Source organism: Gemmatimonas sp. (genome assembly GCF_027531815.1).
GTDB lineage: Bacteria > Gemmatimonadota > Gemmatimonadetes > Gemmatimonadales > Gemmatimonadaceae > Gemmatimonas.
Genome location: NZ_JAPZSK010000017.1, coordinates 143,484 through 160,378, shown reverse-complemented (window position 1 = coordinate 160,378; position 16,895 = coordinate 143,484). Strand labels below are relative to the sequence as shown.

14 protein-coding genes are annotated in these 16,895 nt (G+C 68.6%); 2 read left to right on the top strand and 12 right to left on the bottom strand.

What is annotated here, in order from left to right:
* Positions 1-99: 99 nt before the first annotated feature.
* Positions 100-1,521, bottom strand: a complete 1,422-nt coding sequence (locus tag O9271_RS17570) for a phospholipase D-like domain-containing protein (RefSeq protein WP_298272603.1) — start codon at positions 1,519-1,521, stop codon at positions 100-102.
* A 61-nt stretch (positions 1,522-1,582) separates the two neighbouring features.
* On the opposite strand from O9271_RS17570, the gene O9271_RS17565 reads away from it, so the two are divergent.
* Positions 1,583-1,954, top strand: a complete 372-nt coding sequence (locus O9271_RS17565) for a phage holin family protein (protein WP_298272601.1) — start codon at positions 1,583-1,585, stop codon at positions 1,952-1,954.
* Between the two features lie 15 nt (positions 1,955-1,969).
* On the opposite strand, the gene O9271_RS17560 is transcribed toward O9271_RS17565, so the two are convergent.
* The 6 genes from O9271_RS17560 to O9271_RS17535 all read right to left on the bottom strand — a co-directional run bounded on the left by O9271_RS17560 (position 1,970) and on the right by O9271_RS17535 (position 7,827).
* Positions 1,970-2,935, bottom strand: a complete 966-nt coding sequence (locus O9271_RS17560) for a WYL domain-containing protein (protein WP_298272598.1) — start codon at positions 2,933-2,935, stop codon at positions 1,970-1,972.
* The gene (locus tag O9271_RS17555; protein WP_298272595.1) at positions 2,932-4,083 is read right to left on the bottom strand and encodes a WYL domain-containing protein; all 1,152 of its coding nucleotides are present in this window, start codon (positions 4,081-4,083) and stop codon (positions 2,932-2,934) included. The genes O9271_RS17560 and O9271_RS17555 overlap by 4 nt, the downstream gene beginning before the upstream one ends.
* Positions 4,084-4,131: 48 nt before the next feature.
* The gene (locus O9271_RS17550; RefSeq protein WP_298272592.1) at positions 4,132-5,379 is read right to left on the bottom strand and encodes an SLC13 family permease; all 1,248 of its coding nucleotides are present in this window, start codon (positions 5,377-5,379) and stop codon (positions 4,132-4,134) included.
* A gap of 22 nt (positions 5,380-5,401) precedes the next feature.
* On the bottom strand, positions 5,402-6,892 hold the full coding sequence (locus O9271_RS17545) for an AMP-binding protein (protein WP_298272589.1): 1,491 nt from the start codon (positions 6,890-6,892) through the stop codon (positions 5,402-5,404).
* A 63-nt stretch (positions 6,893-6,955) separates the two neighbouring features.
* Positions 6,956-7,252: a hypothetical protein gene (locus tag O9271_RS17540; protein WP_298272587.1), complete on the bottom strand. Its 297-nt coding sequence runs from the start codon at positions 7,250-7,252 to the stop codon at positions 6,956-6,958.
* A 116-nt stretch (positions 7,253-7,368) separates the two neighbouring features.
* Entirely contained in the window at positions 7,369-7,827 is a 459-nt protein-coding gene (locus tag O9271_RS17535; RefSeq protein WP_298272585.1) for a hypothetical protein, read from the bottom strand.
* Between the two features lie 44 nt (positions 7,828-7,871).
* Between O9271_RS17535 and O9271_RS17530 the strand changes: the two genes are divergently transcribed.
* A complete protein-coding gene (locus tag O9271_RS17530; protein ID WP_298272583.1) occupies positions 7,872-9,050 on the top strand; it encodes an MFS transporter in 1,179 nt (392 codons plus the stop codon).
* A 271-nt stretch (positions 9,051-9,321) separates the two neighbouring features.
* On the opposite strand, the gene O9271_RS17525 is transcribed toward O9271_RS17530, so the two are convergent.
* The 5 genes from O9271_RS17525 to queD all read right to left on the bottom strand — a co-directional run bounded on the left by O9271_RS17525 (position 9,322) and on the right by queD (position 16,871).
* Positions 9,322-11,739: a DPP IV N-terminal domain-containing protein gene (locus O9271_RS17525; RefSeq protein WP_298272581.1), complete on the bottom strand. Its 2,418-nt coding sequence runs from the start codon at positions 11,737-11,739 to the stop codon at positions 9,322-9,324.
* A gap of 106 nt (positions 11,740-11,845) precedes the next feature.
* Positions 11,846-13,291 (bottom strand): M48 family metalloprotease, encoded by a 1,446-nt coding sequence (locus tag O9271_RS17520; protein WP_298272579.1) that lies wholly within the window; start codon positions 13,289-13,291, stop codon positions 11,846-11,848.
* An 81-nt stretch (positions 13,292-13,372) separates the two neighbouring features.
* On the bottom strand, positions 13,373-13,936 hold the full coding sequence (locus O9271_RS17515; protein WP_298272577.1) for a hypothetical protein: 564 nt from the start codon (positions 13,934-13,936) through the stop codon (positions 13,373-13,375).
* Between the two features lie 61 nt (positions 13,937-13,997).
* Positions 13,998-16,337: a TonB-dependent receptor gene (locus tag O9271_RS17510; protein ID WP_298272575.1), complete on the bottom strand. Its 2,340-nt coding sequence runs from the start codon at positions 16,335-16,337 to the stop codon at positions 13,998-14,000.
* Positions 16,338-16,487: 150 nt separating this feature from the next.
* The gene (queD, locus tag O9271_RS17505) at positions 16,488-16,871 is read right to left on the bottom strand and encodes a 6-carboxytetrahydropterin synthase QueD (RefSeq protein ID WP_298272573.1); all 384 of its coding nucleotides are present in this window, start codon (positions 16,869-16,871) and stop codon (positions 16,488-16,490) included.
* Positions 16,872-16,895: the final 24 nt, after the last annotated feature.

The following is a 16,895-nucleotide window of genomic DNA, read 5'->3' as shown; positions in this document are numbered from 1 at the left end:
TGACAGCGCATGGAGTCAGGGAATCCCGCACATGGACATGAGCAACCGTTTCCTTGTCGCCATTGTCATGACGCGCTACGGACGCTGGAGCACCGACCGCTACAGCGCCCAGCGCAGCGCCCGCGCCACGCGGTCCAGCACCCGATGCTGCCAGCTCCGCGTGCGCCACGCCGCCGAGGTGATCTCCACGCTCCCCTCGAGGTCCGCACCGAAGATGCGTTCCATGGCGGCGCCGCAGACGTCGTCGAACAGCAGGACGTTGCATTCGGCGTTCAGCCAGAAAGAGCGGAAGTCGAGGTTCGAGGAGCCGACCAGACTCGCGTAGCCATCGACCACCAGTGTCTTGGCATGCAGGGTGGCCCGCTGGTACTCGAAGATCCGCACGCCGCGGTCCAGCAGCATCTGATACGCGCCGTGCGCGGCGTGCCGCACGAGCGCCACGTCGGTACGCTCGCTGGGCAGCAACAGGCGCACATCCACGCCGCGCTGCGCCGCCGAGGCGAGCAGCGTGAGCGCGCGGGCAGGGGGCGCGAAGTACGGCGTGGTAATCCACAGGCGCTCGCGTGCCGCCCCCGCCAGTGCCACGAGGACCGTCAGCATCTCCTGTTGGCCCCGCCCCGGCCGCGGGTCGAGCACCACCACACCGGGCATGTCACTGGCTGCCGCCTCGGCGTTGCGGCGTACACGACGGCCGCGACGCCGGTCCCGTCGCTTGCCCAGCCGCTGCTGCCATTCCGACTGCAACCGCGCCTGCAGCGCCCGCACCGCCGATGGCGACGAATGCCGCACCCGCTGCGCGTACGCCGGCGTATGGGCTGCGCCCTCGCTCCAGCTCACATACTCAAGGCCAGGCAGCACCGGCCCCCGCGCGCGATCCCACCCCTCGGCAAAGACCGCCGCCAGCTCCCCCACCACCGACCCGCGCAACTCCACGAACGTGTCACGCCACGCGTCGTGCCGCCGCCTGATGCTCGAGCCGTATTCCTCGCCGATGTTCATGCCCCCGGTGAACCCCACCGTGCGGTCGATCACCAGCAGCTTGCGATGATCACGCCGCAACGCGTCGAACGGATGATGCCAGAAGCGATGGAACTGGCGCACGACCACCCCGCCACCTTCGAGTGTCGACCAGAAGTCGTCACGCGTGGCCAGTGACCCCATGGCGTCGGCCAGCACGCACACGCGCACACCACGGCCGACCGCGTCGATGAGCGCCTGCTGCACGCTCACCCCCAGACGATCGTCGCGCAGAATGTATGTCTCCACCAGCACTTCCTCGCGAGCGCCGGCTATGGCCTGCCGCATGCGCGCGAAGGCCTCCTCGCCGTCGGGCAGCAGGCGCACCGGAGGGGACACATGCACGGGACTGCCATCGATCTGCTGCACCAGCGCGCGAAAGCCGGGGTCGCGTACCCCGTCGGGGAGCCCGCGCGCCACGCCATAGGCGCGCCAGGCGCGCACGGCCCGCGATGGCGCGTCGCTCGGCCGCGACGACACGTGAAGGTCGGTACTGGAGGTCACCCCGCACGATGCGCGCTACCCCACACTTCCGCCAGCGCCGCCGCGCGTGCATCGTGATGCCATGCATTTGCTGCTGCGCCTCCTCATCAACGCCGTTGCCCTCTGGTGCGCGGCGAAGTTCGTGGACGGAATTCGCTACACCGGCAACACGACCGGACTGCTGGGGCTGTCGCTCGTGTTCGGTCTCATGAACGCCTTCATCCGGCCGGTGCTCCAGTTCTTCTCCCTCCCGGTGCTCATCCTCACGCTCGGCCTGTTCGCGCTGGTGCTCAATGCCACCATGCTGCTCATCACCAGCGCCGTGGCCACCCGCCTTGACATTCCCTTCCACGTGGACGGCTTTGGCCCCGCGCTCGTTGGCGCGCTGCTGGTGAGCATCGTGGCCACGGTGCTTGGGTGGGTGCTCATTCCCAGCGAGCGCGACGACGACTGACCGCGCCCGGCGCGCTTACGTGCCGAGCAGCTCGTCGAGGACCGCCACCACCCGGTCGCGAAGACTCGCCGGCGACAGGACGATGGCGTCCGGCCCGTACTGCAGCACGTGCCGCACCGCCCACGCGTCGTCGGCAAGCGGATACGAGACGTCGAGTGTCCCGTCGGCAGCCACGGTGAGTGCGGTGCGCTCGGCTACCCACCGCGCGACCTGCGGCGAGTAGCGTACCACGAGCGTTTCCTCCGGCCGCTCATCGCGCGCGAAGACATGCCCCTGCTGCAGCACCTGCGCGAGCGAGAAATCGTCGGGCACAGGGTACACGTCGGGCGTAGCCACCGCGCCGGTGACGCGATCGAGGCGGAACACCCGCAACCCCTCGGCGCGCTCGCACCACGCAACCATGTACACATTGGCGTCGGCGCGCACAAGCGCATACGGGCGCACACGCCGCGTGCCCGGTTGGGCATCGGTGGGGCGCTGGTACTCCAGCTGCACCACGCGGCGTGCTTCGAACGCCGTCTGCAGGATGGCCAGCATCGCGAGCTGCGGCTCCGGCGCCCCCTCTGCCTGCACGGTCCCCTCGCGCCGCTGTCCTTCGGCACCGCTGGTAGCGCGACGCACCGTCAGCGCCTGCAGATGCGCGCGCGCCTGCGTGATGACCGCCTGCTCATCCACCGGCAGCTCGCGCTGCAGCATGCTCAGCCCGAGGTCGAGGGCGAGCATCTCGGGGCGGTTGAGCTTTTGCGGACGGCGAAAATGCGACGAGTGCATGGACGCCTGGCTCCCCTGGATGAACACCTGCACGGTGTCCACCCAGCCGGCGGGCGTATCCCACCGTTCGAGCGACGCGAAGTCCCTGGTAAGCACCTTGGCCTCGGTACCCACCCGCTGGGCCAGCTCCTCCAGCGTGAGCCGAGGTTCGTCGGCCATGAGCGGAAAGGCCATGAGCAACCGCTGCAACCGTTCGTCGGCGCGAATCACGCGACCTCCGTGGCCGTGTGCGGCGGCGCGATGCGCGGTGCGTCCAGCTGGGCCGCGCGCGTGGCGGCCAGGAGCTCGCGCCACGCGGCCACCACGGTGGGCGGTGCCACGGGTCGAGCCTCGCCGGCAAAGGACAGCAGCCACCGCAGGAACGGATCACGGCGCCGCACGCTGAAGGCACGCCACAGCGTGTCGGCCGAGGGCAGGGCACCCGGCATCTGGCCCGGCCACTCGGGGGCGTCGTCACCCAACTGACTCCCCTGCGCCACCAGCCCCGAGTCGCCCCGGAACGCCACGATGATGCGTTCCTGCTCGCCACTGCCCAACTCCCACGCGCGCCGCGAGGCGGCGTACGTGGACAGGTCGAAGGTGGCGGGCACGGCGAAGTCGGGGTGCTGTGGTCGTGACGCCATGACCGCCTGACGTATGCGGCTCACGCGAAACTGCCGCATGCCGTTGGCGGTCGGATCGAACGCCACGAGATACCAATGGCCGGTGAGGAAGACGAGCCCGTACGGCTCCACTGTGCGCGTGGACGTTTCGTTGCGCTCCATGCTGTGGTATTGAAACGTGAGCCGCTTGCGCAGGGCCACCGACTCCGTGAGCACGTCGAAGACGTCGCCATCCACGCGCAACACCGTCGCCGCCGGCAGCTCGGCCACGAAGTCCTCGAGGTCGAACTGCAGCTTGCGCATGGCGCGCGTGGCGTCGGTGGCCAGCTCGGGGTGACCCAGTGCCACGATGCGCGCCGCCGCCCGCCGCAGCGCATGACACTCGTCGGGGGTGAGGACGAGTGTTGGCAAGCCGGTCGTGCCGGGAGCCCGCCCCCGTCGCGGCTGCTCCCGCACCTCGGTTTCAGCGGGAAGCAGCGCTTCGCACACCAGCAGCAACGGCAGGTAGAAGTCCTGCTTGCGCAGCTGGTAACGCCCCACGCCGTGCTCATCGAGGATGGTATCGATCACCACGCCGAGCTCGCGCAGCTCCCCCTTGTCGCGCTCGAAGGTGCGCAGCAGGCTCTCCTCCTGCACGGAGTCGTCGGCGTACCCCGGCACATCCCGGCGCAAGTCGGCAATGGCCACGGGATAATGGCGTGAAAGCAGCGACGCCAGCAGGTCGAGCCAGCGGTGCACTTTGTCGGAGGCGGACATGTCGCGAAACCGGTGAAGCGGGAAGACGAGGGCGGAGGTGAAGCCGCGTTACGGCACGAACAGTGGAACCACGGTCTGACAGAAGAGCGCTCCCACCACGCTCATGGCGAAGCCCCAGAGCAGGAGCTGCCGAAACAGCCGCCGGACATCGCACCCCTCGGGCGCGGCGGCGATGCACAACCCGCCAATCGTGGAGAGCGGGGAGACATCCACCAGCGCGGCGCCCACGTTCACACTGAGAGCGATCTCGAGGGGATTGCCACCGCCAAGTTTTGCCACGAGCCCTGGAATGGCAGGAATGAAGGCCGGGTACACCACCCCCGAGGTGGAGCTGTACGTGGAGATGAGCCCCGTCACTCCGCCAATGACCCCGTTCACCGTCCCCGGAGTGGCCAGCTGCGACAGCAGGGTCGTGAAGAGATCCATGCCCCCCGTCTTCTCCAGCACGCCAATGAGCACGCTCACCCCGCACACCATGGTGATCACCGCCCACGGGACCTGCCTGAGCATGGCGCTGTCGTCGCCGACCCCCAGCAGCACGAGCAGCGCCGCGGCAGCAAAGGCGGTGAGCCCGGGGGGCAACTTGAGCAGCAGCACGGCCGCCACCCACGTCGCACCGACGGCCAGGGTGATCACATGCTGCCGCGCAAAGGGCATGGGCGTCATGAGCCCATCGTCCATCACCGGCGCGTGACGCAGCGCCGGCCCGCCAAAGAGCGCCCACGCGACCAGCGCGACGAGCGCGTGGGCGGTGAAGTTGGCCAGGAAGACCGCGGCCGCATGACCGCCGAGCCCCGTCTGCTCCATGAGCGACAGCACGAGCACACCGATGGCACTGATCGGCGAGAGATTGCCGGCGTTGGCGCCGTTGCCGATCATGAGCACGGCCAGCAGCATCGGCACGCGCGCGCGGTGCGCCATCCCCATCCCCAGCGGCGCAAGCAACGCCACCGTGGCAATGGCCCCGGGCCCCGACGTGCTGATCACTCCGGCCAGCACGAACAGCAGCAGCGGCAACCATGCCGCATGGCCGTGCAGCAGCCGCAACCCGGCGTGCGTGATGGCCGCCATGCTGCCGTTGGCCTGCGCCACGCCGAAGAGCAGCGTGACCCCAAGCAGCGTGAGAAAGAGCGACGAAGGGAACAGCGTCATGACCTGTTCCACCTTCATGCCGGCCGCGAACACGCCCACGCCCCAGGCCAGCGCCACGGCCAGCACGCCCACGTTCAGCCGCGAGGTGAGGCTCACGGCCACCACCAGCAGCAGCGCGAACAGCGAGAGCGCGGCCGCGCTCACCGTGGGCCTGCGCGGCGTACCATCAGTGGGGGCGCCACGGAGGCAGCAGATGCCGCTGCACCTTGCCCAACGCCGTGCGTGGCAGCGCGTCCACGCGCACGAAGCCGCGCGGCACCTTGAACGACGCCAGCTGACGGCGCACCTCGCCGGCGATCACCTCCAGCTGCACATCATCACCACACACGACATACGCCACCGGCACCTCCCCGCGTACGGCATCCGGCACGCCCACCACGGCGGCTTCGGCAATGCCCGGCAGTTCCGCCAGCAGCTCCTCGATTTCCCGCGGATAGATGTTGAAGCCGCCGGAAATGATGAGATCACTGCGACGACCTTCCAGCGTGATGTACCCGTCGGCGCTGCGCACCCCCACATCGCCCGTGCGAAACCATCCGTGCACAAAGGCGGCAGCATCGGCATCGGGGCGGTTCCAGTAGCCACGGCACACGTTCGGGCCGCGCACCAGCAGTTCACCGCTCGTGCCGTTGGGCACATCCTGCAGCGCATCATCCACGATGCGCACGGCGGTGAGCCCCAGCGGCAGCCCGACCGTGCCGGGTCGGCGCTCGCCCCGGTACGGGTTGCTCACGTTCATGAGCGTTTCGGTCATGCCGTACCGTTCGAGAATCACATGCCCGAATCGTTCCGCGAACGCGGTCAGCACCGGCGCCGGCAGCGGTGCCGACCCGGACACGAACAGGCGCATGGATTCACCAATGGTGCGCGCCACCGAGACCGGCTGCTCGAGCAGGCGCACGTACATGGTGGGCACGCCGAAGAAGAGCGTGGGGCGGTAGGACGCGAACCAGGAGGCCGCCGTGTCGTGCTCGAAACGCTCCACGAGCTTCATGTGGCAGCCGCTCAGCAGCCAGGCGTGCACCCCGTTTCCGAGACCGTGCACATGAAACAGCGGCAGCACCGCCAGGTAACGATCGGCGTGCGTGATTTCCCACGCGTGCACCAGCGCCAGACCATTGGCCGCGAAGTTGCCGTGCGTGAGCACCGCGCCTTTCGAGGCACCGGTGGTCCCCGAGGTGTACACCAGCGCCATGGGGGTCTCGGCATCGAGACCCATCGCACACAACGCCGGCGTGCGCCCGGTCGCGGCGCCGGCCGCGTCCCGCATGAGCTCCGCCACGTCCCACCACGCCGCCGCGGTCGGCAGCAGCGAGGCGTGCGCGGCGTCGCTGATCACGGCACGTGGCGCCGCGTCGTGCACGATGTGGGCGATCTCGCGCTCGCGGTACAGCACATTGATCGGCACCACGATGACGCCCAGCTTGATGCAGGCCAGCCACAGCTCGATGATGAATGGCTGGTTCGTGAGATAGAACGCCAGCCGATTCCCGCGCCCCACGCCACGCGCGATGAGCTGCTGCGCCAGGGCATTGCTGCGACCCTCGAGATCGCCGAACGTGTACGTCGTGATGCGCCCCGCGGCGTCTTCGAATTCGAGCGCCGACGACTCGGCGCGCCCGATCAGCGCACGGTCAAGGAGTCCCAGCAATGACATGGCGCGGAAGGTACCGGTGGGGTACCAACCGCGCCATGTCGAGCCGCTACCAGCGGGGGCGTCTCACATCGGCCGGCGGGCGGCCAGCGCCGCCAGCGTCGCCAGCACCGGCTCGGCGAAGCCTTCCCGTCGCAGGTCCTCGATGGTATAGCCGGGGTACCGCACCACATCCTGCAGCAGCGTCACCAGGCGGGAGAACTGATCGAAGTCGTTGCTCGGGCGCCCCCAGGACTCGGGCTCGGCAGCGGCCGCGAGGCTGCCGCCGGCGGGGTGCACCGCGTGCGCGAGGGTGGCCAGGGCCAGCGCGTGCTCGAGTCCGCCGGCGAGCGCGCCAAAGTGCGGGCGAAGGGCGAGGGGCATGAGTCCGTCCTGTTGAATCCGCGTTCGGATTCGGCCAAGGGAGTGTTGAGCACGGCGTGGTCCGCGCCCATGCCCCGCTCCCTGTGCATCTTCAATGCCGACAGCGCCGGCCCCGGTCAGCGCAGCCCCAGCTCCTGCACGATCGCGCGTACCCCCGCGAGCGACAGGCCGTCCTCTTCGAACACGATCACGCCAACGAGCGCACGGCTCACATCATCCGGGAGACGGTCGGCACGAAAGACCTGCACGACCGGTCCCGCACTCAGGGCATCGCCCAGCCGGCCGCACGCCCACCCCGGCGTGAGCGTGGGCTCGCTGTCGTACCCGTTGACCAGGACCGCCTGCAGCCGCATGGCCGTGGTGCCGCGGTACTGCAGCGCCGGGTGCGCTCCCAGGCTGCGCTCGAACAGGACCTGCCACGCCATGGGACGGGCCCCTTCATGCCGCGTTCCGGACGCCACGACGATTCGCGGCGAACGGGAGAGCACGTGCATGCGTTCTACCGCATCCTGCAGGTCGTCGAGAATGCGCGCCTGACGGTCGCCGGTATCGGGAGTGCCGGTGGGTTCGTTCATGCTGCAATCTTCGTCACCGTTCGCCCCGCAGCCACCCCACGATCGTGTTCACGCTCTTTCTCGTCGTCTTTCTCGATCTGGTCGGCTTCGGGATGATCATTCCCGTCTTTCCGTTCTATGCCGAACGGATCGGGGTGTCGCCCTCGGCGGTCATCTTCTTCATTGGCCTCTACTCGGCGGGGCAGCTGCTGGGCGCGCCTCTCTGGGGCAGCCTGTCCGACCGCATCGGCCGGCGTCCGGTGCTGCTGTTCACGCTGTTGGCCAATGCGGTGTCCACCTGGCTCCTCGCCTACGCGGACACCGGGCTCACGCTTGCCCTGTCGCGCGTGGTCGCCGGCCTGGCCGCCGGCAACATCTCCACCGCCTACGCCTACACCACCGACATCACCACCGACGCCACCCGGCCCAAGGCGCTGGGATTGCTCGGCGCCGCGTTCGGCATGGGCTTCATTCTGGGACCGGCACTGGGAGGGCTGCTCGCGGGCGGTACCGACGAGAACGCCGGGTCGCTGGCGCGGGTGGCCCACGCCGCCGCCATCCTCTCACTCGCGGCGCTGGTGCTGACGGCGCTGCGCCTGCCCGAGTCGCTGCCGCCGGAGAAACGCCGCCAGCCTCACGCGGCCCGGCAAAGCCCGGCCGTCTTCCTGTCGCGACCGGCGCTGCGCGGGCTGCTGACCGCCACCTTCGTCGTCATCTCGGCCGTGGCGCTCATGCAGAGTGCGTTGGCCCTCTTCTCCGCCGAGCGGCTGGGCGTGGGTCCGCGCATGCTGGGGTGGATCTACGCCTTCAGCGGTGCCATTTCCGTGGCCGTTCAGGCGGGGGTCATTGGCCGGCTCACCACCCGCTTCGGGGCGCGTCGCCTGGCCGTCGCGGGTGTGGTGCTGGTGGCCATCGGCATGGCTGGCATCCCGCCGGCCACCAGCATTCCCTTCCTGCTTGTCTCGCTGGCGGTGTTCAGTATCGGGTCGGCGCTCTTCAACCCCAGCGTCGGTGGCCTGGTGGCCGCCGCCGCCCAGCCGCACGAGCGGGGCGGGGTGCTGGGTGCCTATCAGGCCGCCTCGTCGCTCGGTCGCGTGGTGGGGCCGGTGCTTGGCAGCGGGGTCGCCAGCCTGGCCGGACTGGGGGCGCCCTTCGTGCTCGGCGCCGCCATCTGTCTGGGTGGCTTGATCTTTGTGGCCCGAGACACGCGACAGGCGAAATCCGAAACCGCAGCGGGATCCTGATCGCTGCGGGGGCGGAGGTCGGATGGTCCGATCGTCGGAAGTCGGACATCGGAAATCGGAGGCATGCCGGATGTCCGAGGCCGGAAACGGCGTTCGGACATCGGAGGCCGGATGGCTCGGTGGCTGGTGCCGCCCCACTCCGACTTCCGACCTCCGAAAGCCGTTTCCCGGCTCCGATCTCGGGCATTCATCCGACCTCGGACATCCGACGAATCGGTGGTCCGACGTCCGACGTCCGACGTCCGACGAATCCGACGTCGGACCTCGGGCATCAGTACGGCGTGATCACCGGCACGAGCAGTTCGTCGAAGGCGCCGCGATTCCACAGCTCGTTCGCGTCGGGACCATCGTCGGTACTGAAGCCGCCCTGCCCGGCCGCCGGCGTCATCTTGTAGCTGTCCGGCGGAATGGCCATGGCCAGGTGCTGCACGAAGTAATCCCAGCGACGGCGAATGAAATAGGCCTCGTTGAGCCCGTGCGCCCGGTTGGGGGCCATGATCAGGTCGAAATCACGGTTCGCCTTGATCAGCTCGTCCACCACCTGGATGGTCATGGCGGGGTGCACGTTGTCATCCATATCGCCGTGCATGAGCAGCAGCTTGCCACGCAGGTTGGCCGCATACGTCTTGTTGGCAGACGCCGTGAAGTTGTCCTCGCCCCGACGGGTGCTGTCGCGGCGCAGGAGCCCCTGGTACTTCTCGGCCCAGTAGATGTTGTAGGAGCGATTGTCGTGGTTGCCCGCTCCCGACACCGCCACCGAGAAGAACTCCGGGTAGCGCAGCAGCGCGTCGGTGCTGGCGAAGCCGCCACCGGAGTGGCCGAAGATGCCCACACGCGACAGGTCGATGAAGGCGTGGCGCGCGCCCAGCTGCTTGATGGCCGCGATATGGTCGGGGAGGCCGTTGTCGGTGAAGTTGCCGTAGTAGTTGTCGTGGAAGGCCTTCGAGCGCCCCGGCGTGCCGAGGTGGTCGATCTGGACTACCACGAAGCCCAGCTCCGCGAGTGCGAACGGCTCCCCGCTGCTCTTGAAGCTCCACGCGCCCACCGACCCCACCTGCGGCCCCGGGTAGATGTGCGAGATGATGGGGTACCGCCGCGCGCTGTCGAGCTTGGCCGGCAGGTACATCACGCCGTGAATGTCCGTCAGGCCGTCGCGCGCCTTCACGGTGAACGGCACCGCCCGCTTCCACCCCTGCGCCACGAGCTGTGACACATCGGCCTTCTCCAGCGTGCGCAGCACGCGCCCGGTGGCCGCGTCGCGCAGCACCGTGACCGGCGCCACGTGAATGGCGCTCGCCCGATCCACCACGAAGCGCCCGCTCGGGCTCACGGTGATGTCGTGGTTGAGCGTGTCCGGGGTGAGCCGCTGGATCGCGCCACCATCGAGGCCTGTCCGATAAAGGTGCGTGTTGTACACGAGCTGATCGGTTTCGCGGCCCCGGGCCGTGAACCACACCGAGCGTGTGCCTTCATCCACGTGCTGCACCGCGCCCACCTGCCACGTGCCGCTCGTGATCTGGCGCTTCACGCTGCCGTCCTTGCCCAGCAGCCACAGATGACCGTAGCCATCACGCTCCGACCACCAGATCACCTCGCCCGACTTGAGCACGTACCAGCTTTCCGGATCGCGCGGGCTCGCCAGCTCCACGTACGTCTTGCCGGTGTCCTTCGCGATGAGTGTGCCCTTGCCGGTGGTCGCGTCCACTTCCACCAGATAGGCCGCCTTGGAGGCGCGCGCCAACCCGCTGATGTACGCCTTGTCCGAGGTCGGCGTCCACGTGGAGTCGCGCAACGACCCGCCGATGCTGGCGATGTTGAAGCGCACCGGCAGCTCAACCTTGGTGCTGCGCTTCGTCGGCACATCGATCACGTAGTAGTGCGGCGTGGGCACGATGCTGTCGCCCGGCAGGGCGTACGGCTGCGTGAACAGCCGCGGCCGCTGCGACGTGTAGCTCACGTACGGCATGAGGCCCACGTTGCGCTGGTCGGTGCGCACCACCAGCAGCTTCTTCGAGTCGGGGCTCCAGCGCACGTTGGGGCGCCGCGTGCGGTTGCCGCGCAACTGCTGCTGCGGCGTGATCGCGGTGACGCCGTAGGCGAAGTACTCCACGCCATCGGTGGTGAGCCGAACCGTGTCACCCTTGCCGCCGCGCGGACGCACGTACAGATCGTGGCCCTGCACGAACACTTCGAGCTTCTTGTCGGGGGAGAGCACGAACGGCGCTTCGTTGTACGTCGTGTCCTTCGCCACGCAGTTGTACGTCACGATATCGCAGGCGAACTGCCGCTTCCCCGTGCGGAACTCGATGGTGCGTTCGTCGTCGCCATCGGCACCGAACCGGAAGGCGCGGAACGGCAGCCGGTCGGGGTCGTACGTGGTGTCGGCGGCCAGGCTCATCGTGGCCGCGAGACGCGCGTGGTCGAAGAGCAGGCTGCGCGTGTTGCTCACGGGATCCACCAGCACGTACTCGGCGCCGCTGCGCGTCTTGTTGCGGTACCAGAAGCGGTTGCCGTCCTTGAGAAACGTGGGGGCGACTTCGTCTCCCGTCACCAGACGGCTGGCGTTCCAGGGGAGCAGCTGTTCGGCGCGCGCATAATCATCGGCCGTCACGCGGGCGTGCTGCGCGCCGACGAGCGTGGGAGCCAGCAGCAGGGCGCTGGCCAGGGCGGAGCGGAAGGGTACGGACATGGGCGGGGAGGAGAGGGACCACCGGCGCGGCTCGGCTCGCCACGCGCTCGCCCATGAGTGTGCAGATCGGCGCGCGGGTCATCAACCCCGAACGCGGAAAACCCGGCTACCGCCCCACGCCCCCCACCACCCGCTTCAGCAGCATCCCGCGCGGCAGCGACGTCCCGGCCTCGATGCCGTTGATCACGTACACCTGCTCGGCGGACACGGTGCTGGGAAACCGCTGCACGAACTGCTGCCCGGTCATCGCCTCGTCCAGCGTCACCAGCTGCACGCGTGCGGGCTGCACATTGAGGGCTGCCGGGTCGGTGAGTGGGCGGAACGAACGCAACGCGGCGTCGATGGAGGGACCGTGCTGGGCCGCCACCTGCGGCACGGTGAGCCCCAGCAGGACGTAGGTCACCTCGCCGTAGCGCACCGCCATGGCCAGGCCGTTCAGTACCCCCCGCTCGAGCTGTGCGTCGAACGCCGCCATCACGGCGGGAATCCCGTTCACCGTCGTTTGCGCCGACTGCCTGACCGTGACGCCCGGACGCTGCAGCAGCCCCTGCAACGCCTGCATCGGCGTCCCCTGTCCCGGGACCAGCTGAATCTGCGCGCCGTGGTCGGCGCTCACGGCAATCACCGCGTCGGGCTGGTTCGAGGTCTTCCAGCCACCGGGGAAATCGAGCTGGAAGCGCAAATCGGGGTGCAGAAAGCGCGAGCGGTCGAAGAAACCGTTTCGCGGGTTCTCACCGAAGACCATGCCGTCGAGCAACCGCAGGTACTCCGGCCGATTCACCCGCGCGTTGGCAAACGCGGTGGCCGGCGTTTCGGCGATACGCTGCTCTGCCCGCTGCACGCGGTTCCCCGGGTCGGGGTGGGTGCTCTGCCATTCGGGAACGCGGCCTGCCCCGCCACTCAGGCGTCCGAGTGTAGTGAACACTTTCGGCGACTCGCGCACGTCGTATCCCTGCGCCAGCGAGTACCGGAAGCCGAGCGCATCGGCCTGCAGCTCGTCGTCACGGCCAAACTTGAGGAAAAGCAGCGACGCTCCGGTGCCAAGCAGGTCGCCGTAGCGGGCAATCTGGGGCGAGAAGATACTTGCCCCCGCCAACCCCAGTTGGGCCAGCGTGGCCTGACTCATCTGCGCGGCGCTGTGTCGCGCCGTCACGTGACCGATCTCGTGACCGATCACCTCCGCCAACTCGGCTTCGCTGTTCAGGTGCGTCAGGAGCCCCCGCGTCACGAAGATGAATCCCCCGGGATACGCAAAGGCGTTCACCGCCGCGTCGTCGAGCACGTGAAATTCCCACGGCAGCCCCGGCCGTTCCGACGTGGCCGCCATCTGGGCCCCGATGCGCCGCACCAGCGCCTGCGCTGCCGGATTGGCCACCGTACCGACCCGCTGCAGATCGCCACGGGAGGCATCGCGCCCCATTTGCACCTCCTGCGCCTCCGACACCAGCGACAGCTCGCGCCGTCCCGTCACGGGATTGGTGGCGCAGGCGCTGGTCGTCAGCATCAGGCTGACGACCGGCATCCACCGCGCGAGACGGCGGGCACGTTGCATGGCAGTCTCCGGAGGATGATCCATCCGCCTGCGCCCCCGGTGCCGTTTCGCACCGGAGGCGATCCCTGGCCGACGCAATCGTTACGGCGCGATCGTGTGCGCGAACGTCACGTCGATGTCGGTGTCCCCGGTGCACGACGTGGCCGACGCCGCCTTCGGCGAATCGTCGTAGTGGCACAGCACGACACGCGTCGTACCCGCCGTGGCCGTACCAGCCACGGCCTTGGTGAAGCGCAGACCGAGCGGGCGACCCTGACCGTCGTTGTCGGTCGTCGTGACGGTCACGCCGGTGCCCGTGACGGTGAAGAAGACGCGATGCTCATTCGATTCCTTCTGCACTTCGGCCGTGATGTCCTCGACCGGGTTCACCAGGCGGTTTTCGAAACGCACGCTGCCCGTGTACGTCACCCCGCGCACCAGTGCCGGAATGGCCACCTGCGCCGACGGTGCCGTGGGGCCGCTGCCGTCGGCGTCGTCGATGTACGTGGTGAGCGCCGCGCCGGTGGGCGGCGTGAGCGTGAGCGTCACGCGCGAGATCACTTCCGACTCACCGCCGGGGGCCGTGGACGAGTCACCGCAGGCGGCGAGCGAAACCAGCAGACCGGAACCAAGCGCCATCCAGCGGCGCGACGAGAACTTCGACATCGGATGCTCCATGAGTGTGAAGGGTGAAGAGTCCCACAGGTGGCGCGCCCCGGCGCGCCGGTCAGAACGGCATGGTCAGCCGCAGTACTACATCCCGCCCGGCGTCGTTCACGAACAGCCGGTAGCGACTCAGGTAGTCGCGATAGCGTGTGTCGAGGGCGTTGTTCACCGACAGTGACATATCCGCACGTCGCCCCAGGAGATTCCAACGCTGGATCCCCGCCTCGAGCTGCAGCAGGGCATAGCCGGCCGTGGGAAGCGTATAGACCGTGCCATTGGGCACGCCGTCCTGCTGGCGCACCAGCAACGTGCCCATCCCCAGGTGCCACGATGACGGATCCTGACCGCCCCCCCGCGAGCCCAGCAGGCGTGCGTTGAGCGAGAGGCGATCGGCTGGCATATCGAACAGCGGTTCGTCGGTACGCCGGTTCGTGCCGCGCACCACGGTGCCGTTGGCGGTGAACTGCACCCGCGTGTGCGGGGTGTACGACGTGGCCAGCTCCACGCCACGCAGGCGGGCATCGGCCTGGGCATACCGGAAGCCCGGGAAGGCGCCGCGAATCGTCTGAATCGGCTGCGTGGGCTGCAGATAGATGAAGCCGTTCACGCGGTTGGAGTACGTGGCCGCATCCACCTGCAGCGAGCGACGGCGGAAGCGCAGCGTACCCTCCACGCCCACCGACTGCTCACTCGAGAGATCCGCATCGCCCAGCTCGTACTGCGCCGTGCCATGGTGCACCCCCTGCGCGTAGCGCTCGTTGACGGTGGGTGGCCGCCACGCCCGCGCCAGGCGCACCCCCACGTCGAGCCCGTCGCGCACCAGATATGCGGCACCCAGCGAACCGGCCATGTTGCGCCACGACTTCGTACCGGCCGGACTGCGAATGCCCGCGTCGGCAAAGGCAATCGTGGTCTGCGAAATGGCATCGCCGCGCAACCCGGTGTTGATCGACAGACGCCCGATCGCCAGCTCTTCCTGCGCGTACACGGCCCCCTGCCACAGGTCGTAACCGGGAATCAGGAACGCCTTGCCCAGCGTCTGGTTGCCCTGCGCAATGGCACTGGTGCCCACCGTGCCGCGCCATCCCTTCCAGCGCGGGTGCGTCCACCGCACATCCAGCGCGTTGCTGAACAGCTTGAGATTGAACGCTGGTTCGTTGCGGAAGCGCAGGGGACCGTGGTTGTCGTATTCGCGACGGTGGTTGTACTGCAGCCCGTACACCACCTCGAGGTCGCCGGCCTGTTCGAACGTGCGCACGGTGCGCACACGAAAGGTGGTGTGCGCCACACGCTGGTTGGGGCGCCCGATGGCGTAGCTGAACGCCGAATCGGGGGGCGCGCCGCTCATCGCCCGCGCCAGGTCGTTGGCATTGCCCACATGCGCCTGCCGCAGCACGCCCAGCTCGGTGCTGAAGCGCGTCAGCGAAACCTCGGCGCGTCCCCAGTCGCGCGCGACCCCCAGCGCCACGCTCCCGTTGAGCTCCCGGAACCCGGTGTTGGTGAGATAGTAGTCGGGCGCCCCGCCGTTGCCGGCCAGCCGTGAGGTCAGACGCACGCGGTAGCCGGTCGTGCCAATGCCCGGCAGCGACAGATCCGCCCCCTGCACGCCAACCGACACGGCACCTTGCCGACTGTTGGAGAAGGCATTGAGCGCCACGGTGCCACGCAGCCCCCCCGTGTCGGGCAATGCCGCGTGATCCACACGCACGACGCCCCCCAGGGCATCGGGACCGTACAGCACCGTGGCCGCGCCGCGCACCACCGTGACCGCATCGGCTTCGAAGCTGTCGATGTTGGGGGCATGCTCGGTGCCCCACTGCTGATCTTCCTGGCGCAGGCCGCCGTTCATGACCAGCACCCGCTGCGAGTTGAGCCCGCGAATCACCGGTTTGGCAATGCTGGGGCCGAACTGGATGACCGTGACACCGGGCAGGTTCTTGATGGTCTCGCCCAACGTCTGGCCCCGCGTGGCCGCCAGCGTGCGCGCGTCGAGCGTGCTCGTCGCCGCAACCCGCGACAACCGTTCCGGAGCCGTGTCGGCCCGTACCGCCACCTCCTGCAGCACCGTCGTCGCCACGTCGAGATGCACCGTGAGCAGGCGGTCGGCGTCACGCAGATCCACATCGCGGACAAACGGCGCGTAGCCCAGCGCCCGCACGCGCAGACTCACCACCTGCGGCGGCAGATCACGAAGATCGAAGCGCCCGTTGCCATCGGTGCGCTCACGCGCCGACTGCTCGGCCACGCGGTCACCGGTGCGCAGGCTCCAGCTCACCACCACGTCTGCGTCGCGAATGGGACGGCCGCTCTCCCCCGCTTCCACCACCCCGTGCAGGTGCCGCAGCGCGCCGTGCGTCTCCTGCGCCCGGAGCGGCACCGCGAAGGTCATCACGGTGGCCACCGCCGCTCCGGTCAGCAACGCACACCCACGTGCGACGTGCCGAAACCTGAAGCGAACGCGAAGGCGGAAGGAGGCGCTCATTACACATTGAAGCATAATGAGAACGGTCAATCATGTAAGTGCCGCGCGTTGCACGGCGCGCCGATCGATCTACGCCGGACCCCGGTACTCGCACCCCGACGTACACGTCTCGCGCACCACCACGGCGCTCAGCAGCGGCAGCACCGGCTTGAGACGTTCCCAGATCCACACGGCCAGCACCTCACTCGTGGGATTCTCCAGGCCGGGGATGTCGTTCAGATAATGATGGTCGAGCTGGTCGTAGAGCGGCTGAAACGCCGTCTTGATCTCCGCGAAGTCCATGACCCACCCCAGCGCGGGATCCAGTGGACCACTCACCCGCAGTTCGATGCCAAACGAGTGCCCGTGCAGTCGAGCGCACTTGTGACCGGGCGGGACGTTCGGCAGGCGGTGGGCAGCTTCCACCGTGAACTGCTTGTATAGCTCGACGGAGACGGGGCGGGACGCAGACATGCGTGAATGTAGCACGCGCCTCGC

Coding starts and splice junctions, on each gene's coding strand:
- O9271_RS17565 (WP_298272601.1), top strand. CDS start 1,583: ATGCATTTGCTGCTGCGCCTCCTCATCAACGCCGTTGCCCTCTGGTGC.
- O9271_RS17555 (WP_298272595.1), bottom strand. CDS start 4,083: ATGTCCGCCTCCGACAAAGTGCACCGCTGGCTCGACCTGCTGGCGTCG.
- O9271_RS17545 (WP_298272589.1), bottom strand. CDS start 6,892: ATGTCATTGCTGGGACTCCTTGACCGTGCGCTGATCGGGCGCGCCGAG.
- O9271_RS17540 (WP_298272587.1), bottom strand. CDS start 7,252: ATGCCCCTCGCCCTTCGCCCGCACTTTGGCGCGCTCGCCGGCGGACTC.
- O9271_RS17535 (WP_298272585.1), bottom strand. CDS start 7,827: ATGAACGAACCCACCGGCACTCCCGATACCGGCGACCGTCAGGCGCGC.
- O9271_RS17525 (WP_298272581.1), bottom strand. CDS start 11,739: ATGTCCGTACCCTTCCGCTCCGCCCTGGCCAGCGCCCTGCTGCTGGCT.
- O9271_RS17520 (WP_298272579.1), bottom strand. CDS start 13,291: ATGCAACGTGCCCGCCGTCTCGCGCGGTGGATGCCGGTCGTCAGCCTG.
- O9271_RS17515 (WP_298272577.1), bottom strand. CDS start 13,936: ATGTCGAAGTTCTCGTCGCGCCGCTGGATGGCGCTTGGTTCCGGTCTG.
- queD (WP_298272573.1), bottom strand. CDS start 16,871: ATGTCTGCGTCCCGCCCCGTCTCCGTCGAGCTATACAAGCAGTTCACG.